This is a genomic window from Paenibacillus nuruki (genome assembly GCF_963311185.1).
Lineage (GTDB): Bacteria > Bacillota > Bacilli > Paenibacillales > Paenibacillaceae > Saccharibacillus > Saccharibacillus nuruki.
On the sequence record NZ_OY725677.1, the window covers coordinates 4,833,779 to 4,851,961 of the forward strand.

20 protein-coding genes and 1 riboswitch are annotated in these 18,183 nt (G+C 41.7%); all 20 genes read left to right on the forward strand.

The window, feature by feature from the left end; translation table 11 throughout:
* The first annotated feature begins 399 nt into the window (after positions 1-399).
* The 20 genes from prfA (at position 400) to RCP16_RS21550 (ending at position 18,178) form a co-directional block, all read left to right on the forward strand.
* Complete coding sequence (gene prfA, locus RCP16_RS21455; RefSeq protein WP_069328687.1) at positions 400-1,467, forward strand: peptide chain release factor 1; 1,068 nt, start codon at positions 400-402, stop codon at positions 1,465-1,467.
* 31 nt (positions 1,468-1,498) lie between these two features.
* Positions 1,499-2,374, forward strand: a complete 876-nt coding sequence (gene prmC, locus RCP16_RS21460) for a peptide chain release factor N(5)-glutamine methyltransferase (protein WP_308642526.1) — start codon at positions 1,499-1,501, stop codon at positions 2,372-2,374.
* Positions 2,375-2,399: 25 nt separating this feature from the next.
* Complete coding sequence (locus tag RCP16_RS21465; RefSeq protein ID WP_069328686.1) at positions 2,400-3,581, forward strand: FtsW/RodA/SpoVE family cell cycle protein; 1,182 nt, start codon at positions 2,400-2,402, stop codon at positions 3,579-3,581.
* Positions 3,582-3,610: 29 nt separating this feature from the next.
* Positions 3,611-4,723, forward strand: a complete 1,113-nt coding sequence (locus tag RCP16_RS21470; protein WP_308641296.1) for an L-threonylcarbamoyladenylate synthase — start codon at positions 3,611-3,613, stop codon at positions 4,721-4,723.
* Positions 4,724-4,827: 104 nt separating this feature from the next.
* Positions 4,828-5,415 (forward strand): low molecular weight protein arginine phosphatase, encoded by a 588-nt coding sequence (locus RCP16_RS21475; RefSeq protein WP_069328684.1) that lies wholly within the window; start codon positions 4,828-4,830, stop codon positions 5,413-5,415.
* 68 nt (positions 5,416-5,483) lie between these two features.
* Positions 5,484-5,567: riboswitch (ZMP/ZTP riboswitch) on the forward strand.
* Between the two features lie 183 nt (positions 5,568-5,750).
* Positions 5,751-6,326: a TIGR01440 family protein gene (locus tag RCP16_RS21480; protein WP_308641297.1), complete on the forward strand. Its 576-nt coding sequence runs from the start codon at positions 5,751-5,753 to the stop codon at positions 6,324-6,326.
* Positions 6,327-6,404: 78 nt separating this feature from the next.
* Positions 6,405-7,655, forward strand: coding sequence for a serine hydroxymethyltransferase (gene glyA / locus RCP16_RS21485; protein WP_069328682.1), 1,251 nt, complete (start codon positions 6,405-6,407; stop codon positions 7,653-7,655).
* A gap of 479 nt (positions 7,656-8,134) precedes the next feature.
* Entirely contained in the window at positions 8,135-8,764 is a 630-nt protein-coding gene (upp, locus tag RCP16_RS21490; protein ID WP_069328681.1) for a uracil phosphoribosyltransferase, read from the forward strand.
* A gap of 20 nt (positions 8,765-8,784) precedes the next feature.
* Entirely contained in the window at positions 8,785-9,957 is a 1,173-nt protein-coding gene (gene wecB / locus RCP16_RS21495) for a non-hydrolyzing UDP-N-acetylglucosamine 2-epimerase (RefSeq protein WP_069328680.1), read from the forward strand.
* Positions 9,958-10,124: 167 nt separating this feature from the next.
* Positions 10,125-10,370 carry an AtpZ/AtpI family protein gene (locus RCP16_RS21500; RefSeq protein WP_137222970.1) on the forward strand — a complete coding sequence of 82 codons (246 nt, stop codon included), beginning with the start codon at positions 10,125-10,127 and terminating at the stop codon, positions 10,368-10,370.
* Positions 10,363-10,776: an ATP synthase subunit I gene (locus tag RCP16_RS21505; protein ID WP_069328678.1), complete on the forward strand. Its 414-nt coding sequence runs from the start codon at positions 10,363-10,365 to the stop codon at positions 10,774-10,776. Before RCP16_RS21500 ends, RCP16_RS21505 begins: the two co-directional genes overlap by 8 nt.
* Entirely contained in the window at positions 10,769-11,563 is a 795-nt protein-coding gene (gene atpB / locus RCP16_RS21510) for a F0F1 ATP synthase subunit A (protein ID WP_069328677.1), read from the forward strand. Before RCP16_RS21505 ends, atpB begins: the two co-directional genes overlap by 8 nt.
* A 145-nt stretch (positions 11,564-11,708) precedes the next feature.
* Positions 11,709-11,933: a F0F1 ATP synthase subunit C gene (gene atpE / locus RCP16_RS21515; RefSeq protein ID WP_069328676.1), complete on the forward strand. Its 225-nt coding sequence runs from the start codon at positions 11,709-11,711 to the stop codon at positions 11,931-11,933.
* A 107-nt stretch (positions 11,934-12,040) separates the two neighbouring features.
* The gene (atpF, locus tag RCP16_RS21520) at positions 12,041-12,526 is read left to right on the forward strand and encodes a F0F1 ATP synthase subunit B (protein ID WP_069328675.1); all 486 of its coding nucleotides are present in this window, start codon (positions 12,041-12,043) and stop codon (positions 12,524-12,526) included.
* Positions 12,523-13,071 (forward strand): F0F1 ATP synthase subunit delta, encoded by a 549-nt coding sequence (locus tag RCP16_RS21525; protein ID WP_069328674.1) that lies wholly within the window; start codon positions 12,523-12,525, stop codon positions 13,069-13,071. The genes atpF and RCP16_RS21525 overlap by 4 nt, the downstream gene beginning before the upstream one ends.
* A gap of 15 nt (positions 13,072-13,086) precedes the next feature.
* Complete coding sequence (gene atpA / locus RCP16_RS21530; protein ID WP_069328673.1) at positions 13,087-14,601, forward strand: F0F1 ATP synthase subunit alpha; 1,515 nt, start codon at positions 13,087-13,089, stop codon at positions 14,599-14,601.
* A gap of 135 nt (positions 14,602-14,736) precedes the next feature.
* On the forward strand, positions 14,737-15,606 hold the full coding sequence (atpG, locus tag RCP16_RS21535) for an ATP synthase F1 subunit gamma (protein WP_069328672.1): 870 nt from the start codon (positions 14,737-14,739) through the stop codon (positions 15,604-15,606).
* A gap of 94 nt (positions 15,607-15,700) precedes the next feature.
* Positions 15,701-17,101, forward strand: coding sequence for a F0F1 ATP synthase subunit beta (atpD, locus tag RCP16_RS21540; protein WP_069328671.1), 1,401 nt, complete (start codon positions 15,701-15,703; stop codon positions 17,099-17,101).
* Positions 17,102-17,135: 34 nt separating this feature from the next.
* Positions 17,136-17,552, forward strand: coding sequence for a F0F1 ATP synthase subunit epsilon (locus RCP16_RS21545; protein ID WP_069328670.1), 417 nt, complete (start codon positions 17,136-17,138; stop codon positions 17,550-17,552).
* Positions 17,553-17,929: 377 nt separating this feature from the next.
* Entirely contained in the window at positions 17,930-18,178 is a 249-nt protein-coding gene (locus tag RCP16_RS21550) for a DUF1146 family protein (RefSeq protein WP_069328669.1), read from the forward strand.
* The last annotated feature ends 5 nt before the right edge of the window (positions 18,179-18,183 follow it).

Below are 18,183 nucleotides of genomic sequence, written 5' to 3' on the forward strand. Positions count from 1 at the left end.
CATCATCCAATAGAGTAGCTCCACCTATCGCTAGATACAGATAAAAGTGTGCTCTTTAATACATAACCCTTTGTACCCTGTGTTTGCTTCAATACAGATCAGAATAACCAGCTAAGCAAAGGTAAACTGTGTATGTTCTGACATATTACTTTCTTTATTATAGTCTTATTGATCTTACGTATTCAAATAAGCATCGTTACTCTAAAAAAAAGTACGCTACCACCGTAATTAAGGATATGAAATGGTTACTTCTTGTGCTATAATTAAGAGTCGTAACCACTAACATTTCCCAATATTATGTGTAGATCGATATGGAATGATGATGTTTGTTTTGATGATAGACTATGTAAAGTTAAACTGCGCATGCAGCAGATTGAATAAAAGAAGAGGTGGATTTCCGTGTTAGATCGTTTACAAGCATTAGCGGACCGCTATGATAAATTGAGCGAGTTATTGTGTGACCCTGACGTAGCAAGTGATTCCAAACGTTTAAGAGATTTATCCAAAGAGCAATCTGATCTACAACCTATGTATGAAGCGTATATCGAATACCGCAAAGTCACTGAAGAATTAGATGCTGCTAAAGTGATGCAAGGCGAGAAGTTAGATGATGAAATGCGTGAAATGGTCAAAATGGAGATCGATGAACTTTCCACTCGTAAAGACGAATTAGAAGCTCAGATCCATATTTTATTGTTACCTAAAGATCCTAACGATGATAAAAATGTAATCGTTGAGATTCGCGGAGCAGCAGGTGGAGATGAAGCGGCTTTATTTGCAGCTGACCTTTACCGTATGTACACTCGTTATGCAGATACACAAGGCTGGCGTGTTGAAATGATGGATGCAAGTACCAGTGATCTAGGTGGATTTAAAGAAGTAACATTCTTGATCAATGGACGTGGAGCATATAGTAAGCTGAAATTCGAAAGTGGAGCACACCGTGTGCAACGTATTCCTACGACTGAATCAGGCGGACGTATTCATACTTCTACCTCTACAGTAGCTGTTATGCCCGAAGCAGAAGAGTTAGAAATCGAGATTCACGATCGTGATATCCGTGTGGATACATTCTGTTCAAGTGGAGCAGGCGGACAGTCTGTTAATACGACCAAATCTGCCGTACGTGTAACTCATATGCCTACAGGCATTATGGCGACTTGTCAGGATGGTAAGTCTCAGAACTCGAATAAAGATAAAGCATTACAAGTACTTCGTGCACGTATCTCCGACATGATGCGTCAAGAAGAAGAAGCCAAATATGCAGGCGAACGTAAAAGTAAAGTAGGTACAGGTGACCGTAGTGAACGTATCCGTACGTACAACTTTCCACAAAGCCGTGTAACTGATCACCGTATTGGTCTAACCATGCACCGTTTGGATCAAATCATGAATGGTGAGATCGAAGATATCGTATCTGCATTGACGTTAGCAGAACAAGCAGATTTGATGGAAAAAGAGGCATAATCTATTGGTACAACAGACAGAACAATTTACGATGAAGCCAGAACAAAGTATACGGGAAGCCTATGTTGAGGCTTCTTCTTTTTTAAGTGCTCATCAAGTGATGGAGCCTGAATCGAATAGTCGTCTTTTGCTCGAATGGGTGCTTGGAGTAGAAGGTTCTTCTTTTTATATGGCGATGTTTGAACCGTTTCCTTATGATAAACAGCAATTATGGCAAGAAGTTATTATGCGCAAAGTAGCAGGGGAACCTGCGCAATACATTATAGGTGAGCAAGAATTCTATGGTGAGCGATTTATCGTCACCCCTGCGGTGCTGATTCCTCGCCCCGAGACAGAATTGTTGGTCGAAGCGGTAGTGAAGATCGGGCAACAACGGATGGTTGAACAAGCCGATCAATCGCCTTTTGTCTGTGCAGATATCGGAACAGGTAGCGGAGCGATAGCGTTAACGATTGCACGCATGTGTCCAACATGGCAAGTGTGGGCAAGTGATATTTCACCGGATGCGCTATCCGTCGCCAAGCAAAATAGTATCCAGCAGAACACACCAATTCACTGGCATGAAGGTAATTTGTTAGAACCTTTTGCCGGGCAGAATATTGATATTTTAGTATCCAATCCTCCTTATATTCCAGATGAAGATATTCTGGCATTACAGCCTGAAGTTAAAGATTATGAGCCGATGACTGCACTTGCAGGAGGACCGGATGGGTTAGGTCCTTATCGCATTATGATGGCACAATTAACTTTACTACCTGCATTGCCCAAAGTGATCGGTTTTGAGCTTGGGATTGGACAAGCACAGGATGTAGCGGATATGGTTAGAAGTGTAGGTTATGAACGTATTGAGATTATCGCTGACCTTGCAGGTATCCAGCGGCACGTCATAGGTATAAAAGAAAGTTAAGGTTGAACCGGAAAAGGGGGCAGACATGATCGCCAAGCTTAAAAGAATAGATTGGAATTTATTTACCATTCTGCTAGTTATGATGGGAGTCAGTATAGCTGTTATTTACAGCGCTACTCATAGTACGCCCAAGTTTGCCAATTCGACAGAACGAATGATCATTTACTATATTGCAGGATTTGTTGTCTTTTTCGTGATGTCGATGGTCAACTACCGGATCTGGCTCAAGTATTCTCTTTATATTTATGGCGCAGGGTTAGTGTTGTTATTACTCGTTATGGTTATTGGACAAACGCTGAATAATGCACAAGGTTGGCTTAGTATTGGTGGACTCAGTCTACAGCCTGCCGAGTTATTCAAAATGGTATTAATTTTATTTCTAGCAACATTACTTTCACGTAAAGAACAATTAAAACTGTTATTCTGGCGTGATGTGACTCCGCTGATTGCGATTACGTTTATTCCATTTGCTTTAGTTATGGCTCAAAATGATTTGGGTAACGCTTTGAGTTATCTGATTATTATGATGGCATTACTATGGATCGGTAATATTAAATATACGCAAGCGATTTTATTTACATCCTTAGCTATTGTGATGGTTATTGTCGGTATTCGCAGTTATGTTGCTTATCACGATAATATCAAAACTTATCTTGCAGATATCAAGCGTGATCACTGGATGGAACGGTTAGATCCATGGTTAATGCCTGATCAAGCTACAGAGAAAGCGATCTATCATACACGTAATGCGAAGCTTGCTATAGCCTCCGGTGGACTGAGTGGTGAAGGGTATATGAAAGGAACATCGGTTCAATCGGATCGTGTTCCATTAACCTATTCAGATTCTATTTTTGTTGTAGTGGCTGAAGAGTTTGGATTTATAGGCGCAGCTATTTTATTACTGCTCTATTTCACCTTAATTCATCGCTTAATTCTAGTATCGTTAGAATGCCGGGAGCGAGCAGGACCTTACATTATTATAGGAATAGTTGCGATGTTGTTATATCAGATTTTTGAAAATATTGGTATGTTTATCGGAATTATGCCATTAACAGGGATTACGTTACCATTTATCAGTTTTGGCGGTACATCACTGGTAATGAATATGGCATGTATGGGACTTGTAATGAGTATACGAATTCATAACCAAGAAGATAACGATGAAGTTTCTGTAAATGTCACTCAACGTTATGCATTGAATAAATAAAGCCAAGGTCATCAGCAAGGAGGCATGACATGATGAACAACCAGACAGAGAATCACAGCGAACAGCCTCAAGCAGATTCAGCGGATTCTCTGTTCACTTGTTGGGATGTGCGTCATTCAGAGCATATAGAACAACAATTAAGCGAAGCCGGTCAGATTTTGGCAAATGGCGGTATTGTCGCTTTTCCCACAGAAACAGTATATGGACTTGGAGCAGATGCCCGCAATACACATGCGGTAGCATCTGTTTTTACTGCCAAAGGAAGACCTTCAGATAATCCATTAATCGTGCATATTTCAGATTGTGATCAGTTGAGCAGTTTGGTTTCTGAGGTTAGCGATTTAGAACAGACGTTAATCAATCATTTCTGGCCAGGACCGCTTACACTAGTGATGCCTGTACGTCCTGATACCGTATCTCCTCTGGTAACAGCTGGACTACAGACAGTAGCGATACGTATGCCCGATCATCCGGTAGCGTTAGCTTTGATTAGTGCTTCTGGATGTCCGCTAGCGGCTCCTAGCGCCAACCGTTCAGGTCGACCGAGTCCAACAACAGCTGCACATGTGATTGAAGATTTATCTGCTGTGATCGATGGAGTGGTCGATGGAGGAAGTGCAGGGATTGGTGTTGAATCAACAGTCATTCAGGTACAAGACAATAATACGATTATGATTCTTCGCCCGGGTGGTATTACGGAAGAGCAATTATCTTCTTTTGCTCCTGTCACTCGTGATCCTGCTCTGAATGATGCTTCTACAGCATTGATTCCACGTTCACCGGGTATGAAATACACGCATTATGCACCCCAAGGATCAATGACAATTGTGATGGGATCGCAAGATAACGTCGTTAATCAATATATAGAACAACAGATCAGACAAGCTCAAGCACGTGGTGAGAAAACAGGTGTATTGGTTTTTGATGAAAATCCATTGCATCTAGCAGATACACTGGGCTTATCGCTGGGCAGTCGTGATCATCTTGAAGAAGCAGCGAACCGATTGTATGCGGCTTTGCGTACATTTGATCGTGAAGGTATTACTTTTATTATGTCGCAAGGCTGTGAGCAACAAGGTGTAGGTGTAGCTGTAATGAACCGTTTATCCAAAGCTGCGGGTGGTCAGATTATTCATTTGTAAAAATAGTGATTACATGTGCTAAATTTGGTATAATGATTGATACGGAAAGATTATATTTCCGGTCACCCAAGTCTCACATTATAATGATACGGGAGGTACAGAGAATGCATCACATATTGTTCGTATGTACCGGTAACACCTGTCGAAGTCCTATGGCGGAAGGTTTTATGCGTAAGCTTGCGAGCGAGCGCGGTGTCGATGTGGAGGTTCGTTCAGCCGGTGTAGCTGCTGTAGATGGAATGTCTGTATCCCGTCATGCCGAAGCGGTTCTCAAAGATCATAATATACATGAACAATTATTATCTTCCTCTTTGACTGGAGCAACTATTCATTGGGCAGATCTCATACTCACATTAACAGGGAGTCACAAGCAACATGTGATTCGTAATTTTCCAGAGTCGGCAGGCAAAGTGTACACGTTGAAGGAATATGCAGAAAATGATCACAAAGTGCTACGCGATCTCAAAGAGTTGGATAGCTTATACGCAACGATCGAAATGAATCGTTCTTTAGGCGAAGAAGTACATCCGACTGATCGTCAGCGGTTGATCGAAATTCAACAGCGTATTCCAAGCTTCGATATTGTAGATCCTTTTGGCGGTAGTCGGGATGATTATGAAGTCGCCGCAGCTGATATTCGTCTTGCATTAGAAAAGTTAATCGACAAGATTCAAGCCTATCGTACGCAATAAGCTAGAGGTTAATTTTAGAATAGATATTGATTTTACGAAAAACATGTCTTATGATGTAACTCATAAGAGAGATCCGATGTAACTGGCGACGAGAGTGGAGATGAACCACGATGGAGCATCGGAACATACGGCCGGTCGCCTGGGCAAAAGAGCAGACGTGCGATATTTTTCGCGCACGTTGTGCTCTTTTTTTGTTCTTTACATGTTGTAACTCCTTCTCCCATCTTGTTGTCGCCGTTAGCCCTATGCTTGCGCTATAATAAAAAACGAGTGTATTGCACACGTACCTTTTGCAGATAGTGAATGAGCTAAGAAAGCACAAGGAGGATTGAACGATGAGTGATCAGGAAAAAATACAACAAATTCGTTTAGATGCCGCAGCTATTGTACGCGAGTTAGCAGAAGAAGCTAAGCTAGATCGCCATAAGCTACTGGTGATCGGTGGAAGCACCAGTGAAATCGCAGGCAAACATATCGGAACAGCCGGAACGTTAGATGTTGCTGAAGCATTGGTGGAAGGGATTCGAGAAGTACAAGCTGAATACGGATTCCGGTTAGCTTTTCAATGTTGTGAGCATTTGAATCGAGCATTGGTGATGGAACGAGATACACTGGATCACTACAATTATAATGAAGTCGCCGCAGTACCGATTCCCAAAGCAGGCGGATCGATGGCAACCTATGCATATCAGACATTTGTTCATCCTTGTTTGGCAGAACAGATTGAAGCACATGCAGGTATCGATTTTGGAGAGACCTTGATCGGTATGCATTTGAAAAGAATAGCTGTCCCTTATCGACCTGTAATTCGTTTTGTAGGCGAAGCTAGAGTCAACGCAGCGCGTACACGTCCACCTTTGATTGGTGGCGAAAGAGCCGTCTACACACCGATGGTTCATGCAGATCGATAAGCTTAAATAGGTGATCTCTAAATTTAAAATAAGCAATCCAAAACAGGTATTCAACCGATCTCTAGGAGGAATTAAACAATGATGGAGCAATTACGAAAGAACGATCCGGCAGTATTAGAAGCAATGGGACTTGAACTTAAGCGTCAACGTGACAACATCGAATTAATCGCTTCTGAAAATATTGTAAGTGAAGCCGTTATCGAAGCTTTGGGTTCGGTATTAACGAACAAATATGCAGAAGGCTATCCAGGCAAACGCTACTATGGCGGTTGTGAACATGTAGATGTGGTTGAAGATATCGCTCGTGATCGTGCGAAGCAATTGTTTGGTGCAGAACATGTCAATGTACAGCCTCACTCAGGTGCACAAGCGAATATGGCGGTTTATCTTGCAGCGCTCAAACCAGGTGATACTGTTCTAGGGATGAACCTTGCTCATGGTGGACATTTAACACATGGTAGTCCTGTAAATGCTTCTGGATTGTTGTATAACTTTGTGGCTTACGGTGTACAAGAAGATACATTCCTTATCGATTATGATGAAGTTCGCAAAGCAGCGTTCAAACATCGTCCTCGTATGATCGTAGCTGGTGCTAGTGCATATCCGCGTACGATTGATTTTGAAAAATTAGCTTCGATTGCAAATGATGTAGGTGCTTTATTTATGGTGGATATGGCGCATATCGCAGGATTAGTAGCAGCTGGAGAACATCCAAGTCCTGTACCTCATGCGCATTTTGTTACAACAACAACACACAAAACACTTCGTGGACCTCGCGGCGGTATGATTATGTGTACTAAAGCATGGGCACAAGCGATTGATAAAGCAGTATTCCCAGGTTCACAAGGTGGTCCATTGATGCATGTTATTGCTTCCAAAGCAGTTTCTTTCGGTGAAGCATTACAACCTTCTTTCAAAACTTATGCTCAAAATGTAGTCAAAAATGCAAAAGTGCTTGCTCAAACATTAGTAGACGAAGGATTGACCATCGTTTCAGGGGGTACAGACAATCACTTGATGCTTGTGGATACACGTAGCGTGAATATCACAGGTAAAGAAGCAGAGCATGTTCTGGATTCTGTAGGCATCACAACCAACAAAAATGCGATTCCTTTTGATCCAACAAGCCCGTTTATTACAAGTGGTATCCGTCTAGGAACACCAGCAGCGACTTCTCGTGGTATGGATGAAGCAGCAATGGTGAAGATCGGTCAAATTATTGCGATGACGCTTAAAGCACCTAAAGATGAAGCTGTTCTTGCCCAAGCAAGTGCGCAAGTTGCTGAATTAACAAGCCAGTACCCTTTATATCAACAAATGAATTATTAATTTCAAAACCAAATAAAGAGTTCCTTAACACTGTTAACTTCTAGATAACCGGCAGAAATTCTTATTTCTGTCGGTTTTTAATTATTTTTTTCAAAAAATTTGAAAGATTTACTGCCATTTAAGCCATTTACCATTATAATAGAAAAGACTGGGTGGAAATGCTGTAGAATTTGTTTTTATCTGGTAATTGTAAGCGTTATATTGATAGACTCAATATAGAAAATGGATTTTGCTATGCTAAAAATCATGTTTGATAAGAGCTATATTTATGCTCATCAAAGTATGAAGTATTAAAAAGAAATAATTCGACAGGATATCGGATGAAATTGCCCACAGGGAATGATATAATAGACGAGGTTTATGGGGTAAGAACGTATTCCCCTAATCCTTTTGCTTTGTGGAATGGCCACAAAACCTGATGTGATAGCAAATAGGATGTAGCTAATGTTTATTATTGAAAAGTACCGGAGGGAAAAACCATGGCAAAATTAGTAATATGCGATCATCCTTTAATTCAACACAAATTAACATTTATTCGTGATGTACAGACTAACACGAAAGATTTCCGCGAGCTTGTTGACGAAGTCGCAACATTAATGGCTTACGAAATCACACGTGATATTCCACTTGAATCAATTCCGGTAGAAACACCTGTAATCAAAACAGAAGGTAAAGTCATTTCTGGACGTATGTTAGGTCTAATTCCTATTTTGCGCGCAGGATTGGGTATGTTAGATGGCGTTCTTAAATTGTTGCCAGCAGCTAAAGTAGGACATGTGGGATTGTTCCGTGATCCAGAAACATTCCAACCGGTTGAATATTATGTGAAGCTTCCGACAGATGTACAAGAACGCGAATTGATCGTTATTGATCCAATGTTAGCAACAGGCGGTTCTGCTATTGCTGCGATCGATGTTCTTAAAAAGCGTGGATGTACTCAGATCAAAATGATGAATCTTATCGCTGCTCCTGAAGGGGTTAAAGCTGTTCAAGACGCTCACCCGGATGTAGATATTTATGTTGCTGCATTGGATGAGAAGTTGGATGAGCATGGATATATCGTACCTGGACTCGGCGATGCCGGAGACCGCTTGTACGGAACCAAGTAAAGCGAGGTAATCCCAGACTTATGAAAAAAATTAAAGTAATGACTATTTTCGGTGTACGTCCTGAAGCAATCAAAATGGCTCCATTGATTCTGGAATTGCAAAAGCATCCTGAACATATTGAGTCAATCGTTTGCGTCACTGCGCAACATCGTCAAATGTTGGATCAGGTTCTTGAAGTTTTTAATATCACTCCAGACTATGATCTTGATGTAATGAAAGATCGTCAGACGCTAAACGAAATTTCGATGCGTGTACTTAGTGGCTTAGAGCCAGTACTGCAAGAAGTGAAGCCTGATATTGTTCTGGTTCATGGAGATACGTTGACTACGTTTCTTGCGAGCTATGCTTCATTTATGCAGCAGATTAATGTGGGTCATGTGGAAGCAGGACTACGTACGTGGAACAAGCTTTCACCGTATCCTGAAGAAATGAATCGCCAATTGACAGGTGTACTTGCAGATTTACACTTTGCACCAACAAGTTGGTCGGCAGGCAATTTGCTAAAAGAAAATAAATTGCCGTCAAGCGTGTATATCACAGGCAACACGGTTACAGATGTGTTTCAATATACTGTACAGCCTGATTATCACCATCCTGTTTTGGAATGGGCAGAAGGTAAACGTCTGATCTTGATGACTGCACATCGCCGTGAATCGCAAGGCGAACCACATCGTAATATTTTCCGCGCGGTCAAGCGTATTGCTGACGAATTTGAAGATATTGCTATTGTGTATCCAGTGCATCCAAGTCCAGCTGTCAAAGAACCTGCTCATGAAATATTAGGCAACCATCCGCGCATTCAGTTGATCGATCCTCTGGATGTTGTCGATTTGCATAATTTTTATCCGCATACGCATCTGATCTTAACCGATTCAGGTGGTCTTCAAGAAGAAGCACCTTCATTTGGTGTTCCTGTGCTGGTGCTACGTGATACCACAGAGCGTCCAGAGGGAATAGAAGCAGGTACACTTGAAATGGTAGGTACAGATGAAGAGAAGATCTATGAGCGTGCACATGCACTGCTGAGCGATCCTGAACTGTATGCTTCGATGAGTGAAGCTTCTAATCCTTATGGTGATGGTCAGGCATCGCCACGGATTGTCAATGCTATTTTGCACCATTATGGTATTTTAGAGGATCGTCCTGAAGAGTTTCACACAACGTTCAAAAAAGGTCCCACAGTCGTATTGTGAAAAATGATTCCACAGTATACAGTGGTACTGTAGGGTTAGTGTGATGAAACGCTTCATATCAACGATGTTCTGTGAAAGTCTTGCGTTAATGCGCTAAAGGAAGATGGTTTGACAAAGGCTTAGCCGATTCAGTACAATGAACTGGGATTCCGAGGGTGGAGTGTAGAATGGCAGATGAACCCAAATCAAGCAATTCAAGTTCAAGCCCGTGGAAAGCGGTTGGACTTGTGAGTGTGATTGGAATAGATTTAGCTGTATGTACACTCGCCGGATTCTGGTTCGGTTCCTGGCTGGATAAAGTATGGAATAGTTCAGGAATAGGAACCGGACTCGGAGTACTTGCAGGTATGATTCTAGGTATTTTCGGTATTGTTCTTATCATTAAGAAAATAGTGGGGGAAACGAATGAATGAAATACCAAGTTACATTTATTGGCTGACCCGGACTACCTTTGTTTTTCTAGCTCTTTGCTTTGTAGCGGTTGCATTCCTGCCTCAATCTCGTCCGATCGCTTTTGGGATGATCATTGGTTCCGCAGTCAGTTATATCAACACCAAATATTTAGCTAAAAAAGTAAGTATGATGACTGAAGCAGCAGCAACAGGTAGAAGAGGACCGAAGGGTCTAGGGTTTGCACAACGTGCAGCAATTTCGATCGGAGCGGTAGTACTTGCTATTGAGTTCCCGCATTTGTTTGAAATTCATGCCCTAGCTGGCAGTTTGGTGTTCGCACCATTCGCGCTAATTGTTATCGGTTATTTCCTTTCTCGCCATGAGCGTGATAACTCCGATAATGAAAGGGGTGAGAAAAATGCATGAATCACCGATGATAAACGTCGGGGGCATCGATTTTGATTTATCTATCATTATTGCGTTGATTGTTAGTTGTGCTGTAGTGTTTATTCTAGTGAAGCTAGCAACGCGTAATCTATCGGTAGAAAATCCAGGCAAGCTGCAAAACTTTATGGAATGGGTCGTAGAATTCGTTCAAGGACTGATTTCCAGTACAATGGACTACAAAAAAGGAAAGCCTTTTCTTTCTCTCGGTTTGACTTTGATTATGTTCATCTTTGTTAGCAATATGCTTGGGCTTCCATTTGGTTTAGTGTTCGATTATACAAGCGTAGAAAAAGCTACAGCTTTTGGTCAACCATTAACATCTGTAGTGGACGGACTGGCAAAAGGAAGTCATGGTGTGGAAGTCGCTTGGTGGAAATCACCTACAGCTGATGCTGGAGCAGCGATGGGTCTGGCACTAATCGTATTCATTCTTGTCCATTACCTAGGTATGGTCAGAAATACGAAGTCATACTTCAAACACTATTTCAAACCGTTCTTTTTCTTTTTCCCTATCAACTTGATCGAACAATTCTCCAAACTGTTGACACACGGTATGCGGCTATTCGGTAATATTTTTGCCGGCGAAGTTCTTATTGCTGTATTACTTAAAATGTCAGGCGTATGGTACGGAGCAATCGCTTCGGTTGTAGGTCTTATTGTATGGCAAGGATTCAGTATATTTGTTGGCTCTATCCAAGCCTTTGTCTTCACGATCCTGGCTATGGTATACATATCACAGTCACTAGAGACGGAAGAAGATCACTAAAATACTATCGGCACGTTTCGGCAACTTTTGAATAGTTGGTATCATCAGTCACTGTGTAAGGGTTCAAAGTTCGGAAGTAGGATAACCTTCATACCGGGCTCAATATAAATTTACTATCTCACATATCTTTAAGGAGGATTTTTAAATGGGAGCATTAGCATTTCTAGCAGCTGCTATCGCAGTAGGTTTGGGCGCATTGGGCGCAGGTATTGGTAACGGTCTAATCGTAAGTAAAACGGTTGAAGGTATCGCTCGTCAACCAGAAGCAAAAGCAACATTGCAAACAGTTATGTTTATCGGTGTAGGTTTGGTAGAAGCATTGCCAATCATCGGTGTAGTATTGGCGTTCATTTTCTACGCAGCAGCGTAAATCAAGCACACACATTGGCGGGGAAGGCCACAGCCATCCGCGCCTTCTTTTTAGCGTGCAGGGTACCTGAGAATTATTTAGATGTTTTGAGGAAGGAGTGAGCTGATTTGCATTTTGTATGGAGCAGTCTTGTAGTTACAATTATTGCTTTCTTGATTTTATATTGGTTATTAAGTCGTTATGCATTCGGTCCATTGTTCTCTGTCATGGAGAAAAGACGTGAGCTGGTTAAACAGCAAATGGATGAAGCTGCATTAACACGCAGTCAAGCAGCTCAATATGTCGAAGACCAAAAAGCTGCACTTCAACAAGCACGTAAGGACGCTCAAGATATTATTGAGCAATCCCGTCAGACAAGTAATCGTCAAGCTGAACAATTAATTACTCAAGCTAAAGAGGAAACGACGCGTCTTAAAGAAGAAGCGGCTCGTGAAATCGAAAGCGAGAAAAATAAAGCTGTTGCTGCACTTCGCAGTGAAATCGGCGCCGTCTCTGTACAGATCGCTTCTAAAGTACTGGAAAGAGAAGTGGATGCCAAAGCCCAAGATCAGTTGGTTGACAACTATCTGAAAGAAGTAGGGATTAGACAATGAGCCGGGATACAGTAGTATCTACGCGTTATGCCAAAGCCCTTTTCGAAGCTGCATCTGAAAATGGCGCTGTAGAAGAGACGGAACAAGAACTAAAAGCAATTGTTGAAGCTTTTGCACAAGATGCAGATCTTCGCAATTTTATAGCAACACCAAATGTATCTTTTGAAGATAAACGTCGTGTGATCGAAACTGCTTTTGCAGGCAAAGTATCACAACCGTTAATTCATACCATTACATTGTTGATCGAACGTGGAAGATATGGAATATTTGGCGAGTTGTTAAATAGCTACACTGAGATCGTAAGTAGAACTCTTAAAGTAGTCGATGCTTTTGTATATACACCTTATCCTTTAGATGAGCGTGAGCAAGCAGAAGTCATTGCTAGATTCGGACAACTATCAGGCAAACGAATTCGTGTGCAAAATATTGTAGACAAAACTCTTCTTGGCGGACTTAAAGTCGTCATCGGAGACATGCTGTACGATGGAAGTCTTTCAGGCAAGCTTAACCGTCTGGAAAAGTCTTTTCAAAGACAAGCACAGTAGATAGGGGGGACTGACTTGAGTATCAGACCTGAAGAAATCAGTACATTGATTAAAAGTCAAATCGAGCAATACAAAAACGATATTGAAGTCGTAGAAGTCGGAACGGTTATCCAAGTAAGTGATGGTATTGCCCGTGTATACGGTTTGCAAAATGCAATGTCAGGCGAACTTCTTGAGTTCTCTAACGGCGTAATGGGTATGGCTTTGAACTTGGAATCCAATAATGTCGGTGTTGTTATTCTTGGGGAATATTCACAAATTCGTGAAGGTGACCAAGTAAAACGCACAGGACGTATTATGCAAGTTCCTGTAGGGGAAGCTCTTCTAGGTCGCGTAGTCGATCCTTTGGGTCAACCTGTTGATGGTAAAGGACCTATTGCAGCAACAGAATTCCGTCCTGTTGAAGGCGGAGCACCTGGTGTTATTGATCGTAAATCGGTTCATGAACCTATGCAAACAGGGATCAAAGCTATCGATGCAATGGTTCCAATCGGTCGTGGACAACGTGAGTTGATTATCGGTGACCGTCAAACAGGTAAAACAGCGATTGCTATCGATGCAATCATTAACCAAAAAGGTCAAAACGTAAAATGTATTTATGTAGCGATTGGTCAAAAACAATCCACAGTTGCTCAAGTTGTAGAAACACTTCGTCGTCATGGCGCTTTGGAATACACAATCATCGTAACTGCTGCGGCTTCTGATCCTTCACCACTACTATACATCGCTCCATATGCAGGTTGTGCAATGGGTGAATACTTTATGTATAAAGGCGAACATGCATTGATTATTTATGATGATTTGTCCAAACAAGCGGCAGCTTATCGTGAATTATCCCTATTGCTTCGTCGTCCACCAGGTCGTGAAGCATTCCCAGGTGACGTGTTCTATCTTCACTCCCGTTTGCTAGAGCGTGCGGCTAAGCTTAGTGATGCAAAAGGTGGCGGTTCTTTAACAGCATTGCCATTTATTGAAACACAAGCATCTGACGTATCTGCTTATATTCCTACAAACGTAATCTCGATTACAGATGGACAGATTTTCTTGGAAGCTGACTTGTTCTATTCTGGTCAACGTCCAGCGATTAACGTTGGTATCTCAGTATCCCGTGTTGGTGGTTCCGCTCAGATTAAAGCGATGAAAAAGGTTGCAGGTACACTGCGTCTAGATCTAGCTCAATATCGTGAGCTTCAAGCGTTCTCTCAGTTCGGATCAGATCTTGATAAATCAACCATGTCCCGTCTAAACCGTGGTGCACGTATGATGGAAATTCTAAAACAAGGTGTTAACCAACCGTTGTTAGTAGAACAACAAGTGGTAAGCTTATACACTGCCGTTAAAGGTCATTTGGATGATATTCCGGTTGCTGATGTACGTCGCTTTGAATCCGAGTTCCTTGCTTACATGGCAAGTAGCCAAGATGCGATTTTGCAATCGATTCGTGATACTAAAGATTTAACAGCTGATAATGAAAAAGCGTTGGTTGATGCAATCAATACCTTCAAAAAAGGTTTTGCTACCTCCAACTAAGTTCATTTGATCCAAAATAGATGTTCTGTAATGAAGTTGCTACAGCTCCGATAGCCAATCTGTCGGACTGTGGTCAACCATGATTCAGGAAACAACTTTGAACTTGTTTTCAGAGGGTTAAGGTGGTGAAATCATATGGCTAAAGGTATGCGCGAGATCAAACGTCAGATTAAAAGCGTAGAAAATACAAGACAAATCACTAAAGCAATGGAAATGGTTGCGGCTTCCAAACTTCGTAAAGCTCAAGAGAAGGCACAAGCAGCACGTCCATATTCCGATAAATTGCGTGAAGTGGTTGCGAGTATTGCTTCTGGAACAAGAGGTGTATATCATCCGATGTTGGAGAAGCGTCCAGTCAAACGGATCGCTTATCTCGTAGTGACTTCCGACCGTGGACTTGCGGGTGGTTATAATGCCAACATGCTCAAACATGTTAGTAATAAGATCAAGGAAAATCATACATCGACAGATCAGTACGAATTGTTCATCATTGGACGTAAAGGACGCGATTACTTCCGTCGTCGTAATCTTCCGATTACAGATGCTGTGACAGAATTGACAGACTTTCCGACCTATGCCGATATCAAATCCATAGCATACGATGCTGTTAAAGGATACGAAGAAGGCAGATACGATGAGCTTTACTTATGTTATAACCAGTTTATCAATGCACTAACACAAGTTCCGAACTCCACTCGTTTGTTACCAATGGAATCGGTAGAAGTGGCGCAAGAAGATAAACTTAAAGCAAGCTACGAATACGAACCTTCTGCAGAAGGCGTATTGGAAGTTCTTTTGCCAAAATATGCACAGACACTGATCTATAACGCTTTGCTCGAAGGTAAAGCAAGTGAGCAGGGTGCTAGAATGACAGCCATGGGTAGCGCAACGAAGAATGCATCTCAAATGATCAAAGATCTAAGACTTGTCTATAACCGTGCCCGTCAGGCATCGATTACACAAGAGATCACAGAGATTGTCGCTGGAGCGAATGCACAAGGCTAATAGAGCTTAACAATATCAATTATGTACAAGCAATTGCATAGCAGTGCTTGATGACATCGCTGCATACAGCAAGTCAGTAGGAGGGAAAACGATAATGAACAAAGGTCGCGTTGTAAGTGTAATGGGACCGGTTGTAGACGTGGAATTCGAACGTGGTCAACTTCCGGAAATCCTACACGCGCTCAAGGTCGAAACTACGCTAGATAATGGTAACAAAATCGACTTGACGCTTGAAGTATCGAATCATTTGGGCGATAATCTTGTCCGTTGTATCGCAATGTCTTCCACAGATGGTTTAGTACGTGGACTAGACGCTCTTGATCTAGGTGCTCCTATTTCGGTACCTGTAGGTAACGTAACGTTAGGTCGTGTATTTAACGTATTGGGTCAACCTATCGATGAAGCTGGCGAAGTTGTATCTGAAATTAAAAACCCTATTCACCGTCAAGCTCCTAAATTTGACGAATTGTCTACACAAGCTGAAATCCTTGAAACAGGAATCAAAGTTATCGATTTGCTAGCTCCTTATGCTAAAGGTGGTAAAATCGGTCTGTTTGGTGGTGCTGGTGTAGGTAAAACAGTAACAATTCAGGAATTGATCAACAATATTGCTCAAGAGCATGGCGGTATTTCTGTATTTGCTGGTGTTGGTGAACGTACTCGTGAAGGTAATGACCTTTATCACGAGATGAGAGAATCAGGCGTTATTAACAAAACCGCAATGGTATTCGGACAAATGAATGAACCTCCAGGTGCACGTCTTCGTGTAGCTTTGACAGGTTTGACAATGGCTGAATATTTCCGTGATGAAGAAGGCAAAGATGTATTGTTGTTCGTAGATAACATTTTCCGCTTTACACAAGCAGGTTCTGAAGTATCTGCATTGCTAGGACGTATGCCATCTGCGGTAGGTTACCAGCCAACATTGGCAACAGAGATGGGTCAATTGCAAGAGCGTATCACTTCTACTAAAAAAGGTTCAGTTACTTCGATTCAAGCGATCTATGTACCAGCGGATGATTATACCGATCCGGCTCCTGCAACGACATTTGCTCACTTGGATGCAACAACGAACTTGGAACGTAAAATCTCTGAAATGGGTATTTTCCCAGCAGTAGATCCACTTGCTTCCAGTTCACGTATCTTGAATCCTGAAATTGTAGGAGAAGAACATTACAATATCGCTCAAGGTGTTAAGCAAATCTTAGCACGTTACCGTGAGCTACAAGATATTATTGCAATTCTGGGTATGGATGAGTTGAGTGAAGAAGATAAGTTGACTGTATCGCGTGCGCGTAAAATTCAACGTTTCTTGTCTCAACCGTTCCATGTTGCTGAACAGTTTACTGGAATCAAAGGACGTTATGTACCTGTTAAAGAAACAGTACGTAGCTTCAAAGAAATTCTAGACGGCAAACATGACGATCTTCCAGAAGCAGCATTCCTCTTCGTAGGCACGATTGAAGAAGCAGTGGAAAAAGCAAAAACACTGTAAATTATATGCCTGCAAAACGTGAGGAGGGATGAAAGTGAGCACGTTTCTATTGGAAATTGTAACACCTGAACGTCTGGTGTTTTCCGAACAGGTGGATCAATTAAGAGCCACCGGTGTAGAAGGTCAACTTGGGATTCTAGCAGGTCACATTCCGATGGTTACTCCACTACAAGTCGCTCCATTGGTGTACAAAGTCAATGGCAAAGAAACAGTGGTAGCTATTCAAAGTGGGTTTCTAGAAGTCCGTGCTGATAAAGTTGTTGTATTGGCAGACAGTGCAGAATTGCCAAACAATATTGATATTGAGCGTGCGAGAGCAGCAAAAGAACGTGCTGAGCGCCGTCTCAACAACAAATCGACTCAAGATCACATTGACTTCCGCCGGGCTGAACTTGCTTTACAACGAGCTATGAATCGTCTTAAAGTATCTTCATCAGGTGAGAACCGTTAAATGGATATAACCGGGCCGCTATTCTTGGGTCCGGTTTTTATTTTTAGTTTGTCTATAAAAATGGCTTGTGCTATTATAGTTGAGTTCATTTTAATCATATAAGTTTGGACATTTGTGTTAAGGATCATTGAATTTGAGAATTAGGTTAGGTCTTTAGGCGTACCCCACGCATTTCCTTTTCAGTAACTATTTATTTATTTGCTGAGAAAAATGCTTTAAGTATGCACTTATTTTCTGAAATAACACTAATATGACAAGAAAATGCTGATTTTTGTAAATTTGGGACTAGATTCTTTAACGCTTGGCAAGTATTATAGAATAGTCCGCATAAAAGGATGATTCATCAGTAAGCAATAAAGGAGGGAGCTATTTCAACAATGAGTACGGTAGATACAGTGTCCGCTGTCGGTGTGAACGGTTTACTATCCATATTCATATCGCTCCTTTGTATTGGTTTGTCCTGGTGGGCATTGCAAAATTTAAAACTCGATCTATTGATTCGTTATCCCAAAAGCGCAGCTGGTAAATTGCTTCATTTGTTATTTGCCATCGTGCTAGGACATTTCGTATCTAATTTCCTGCTGGATTATATCCGCTGGACACAGTCTATCCGATTTATGTTTTGAATGTG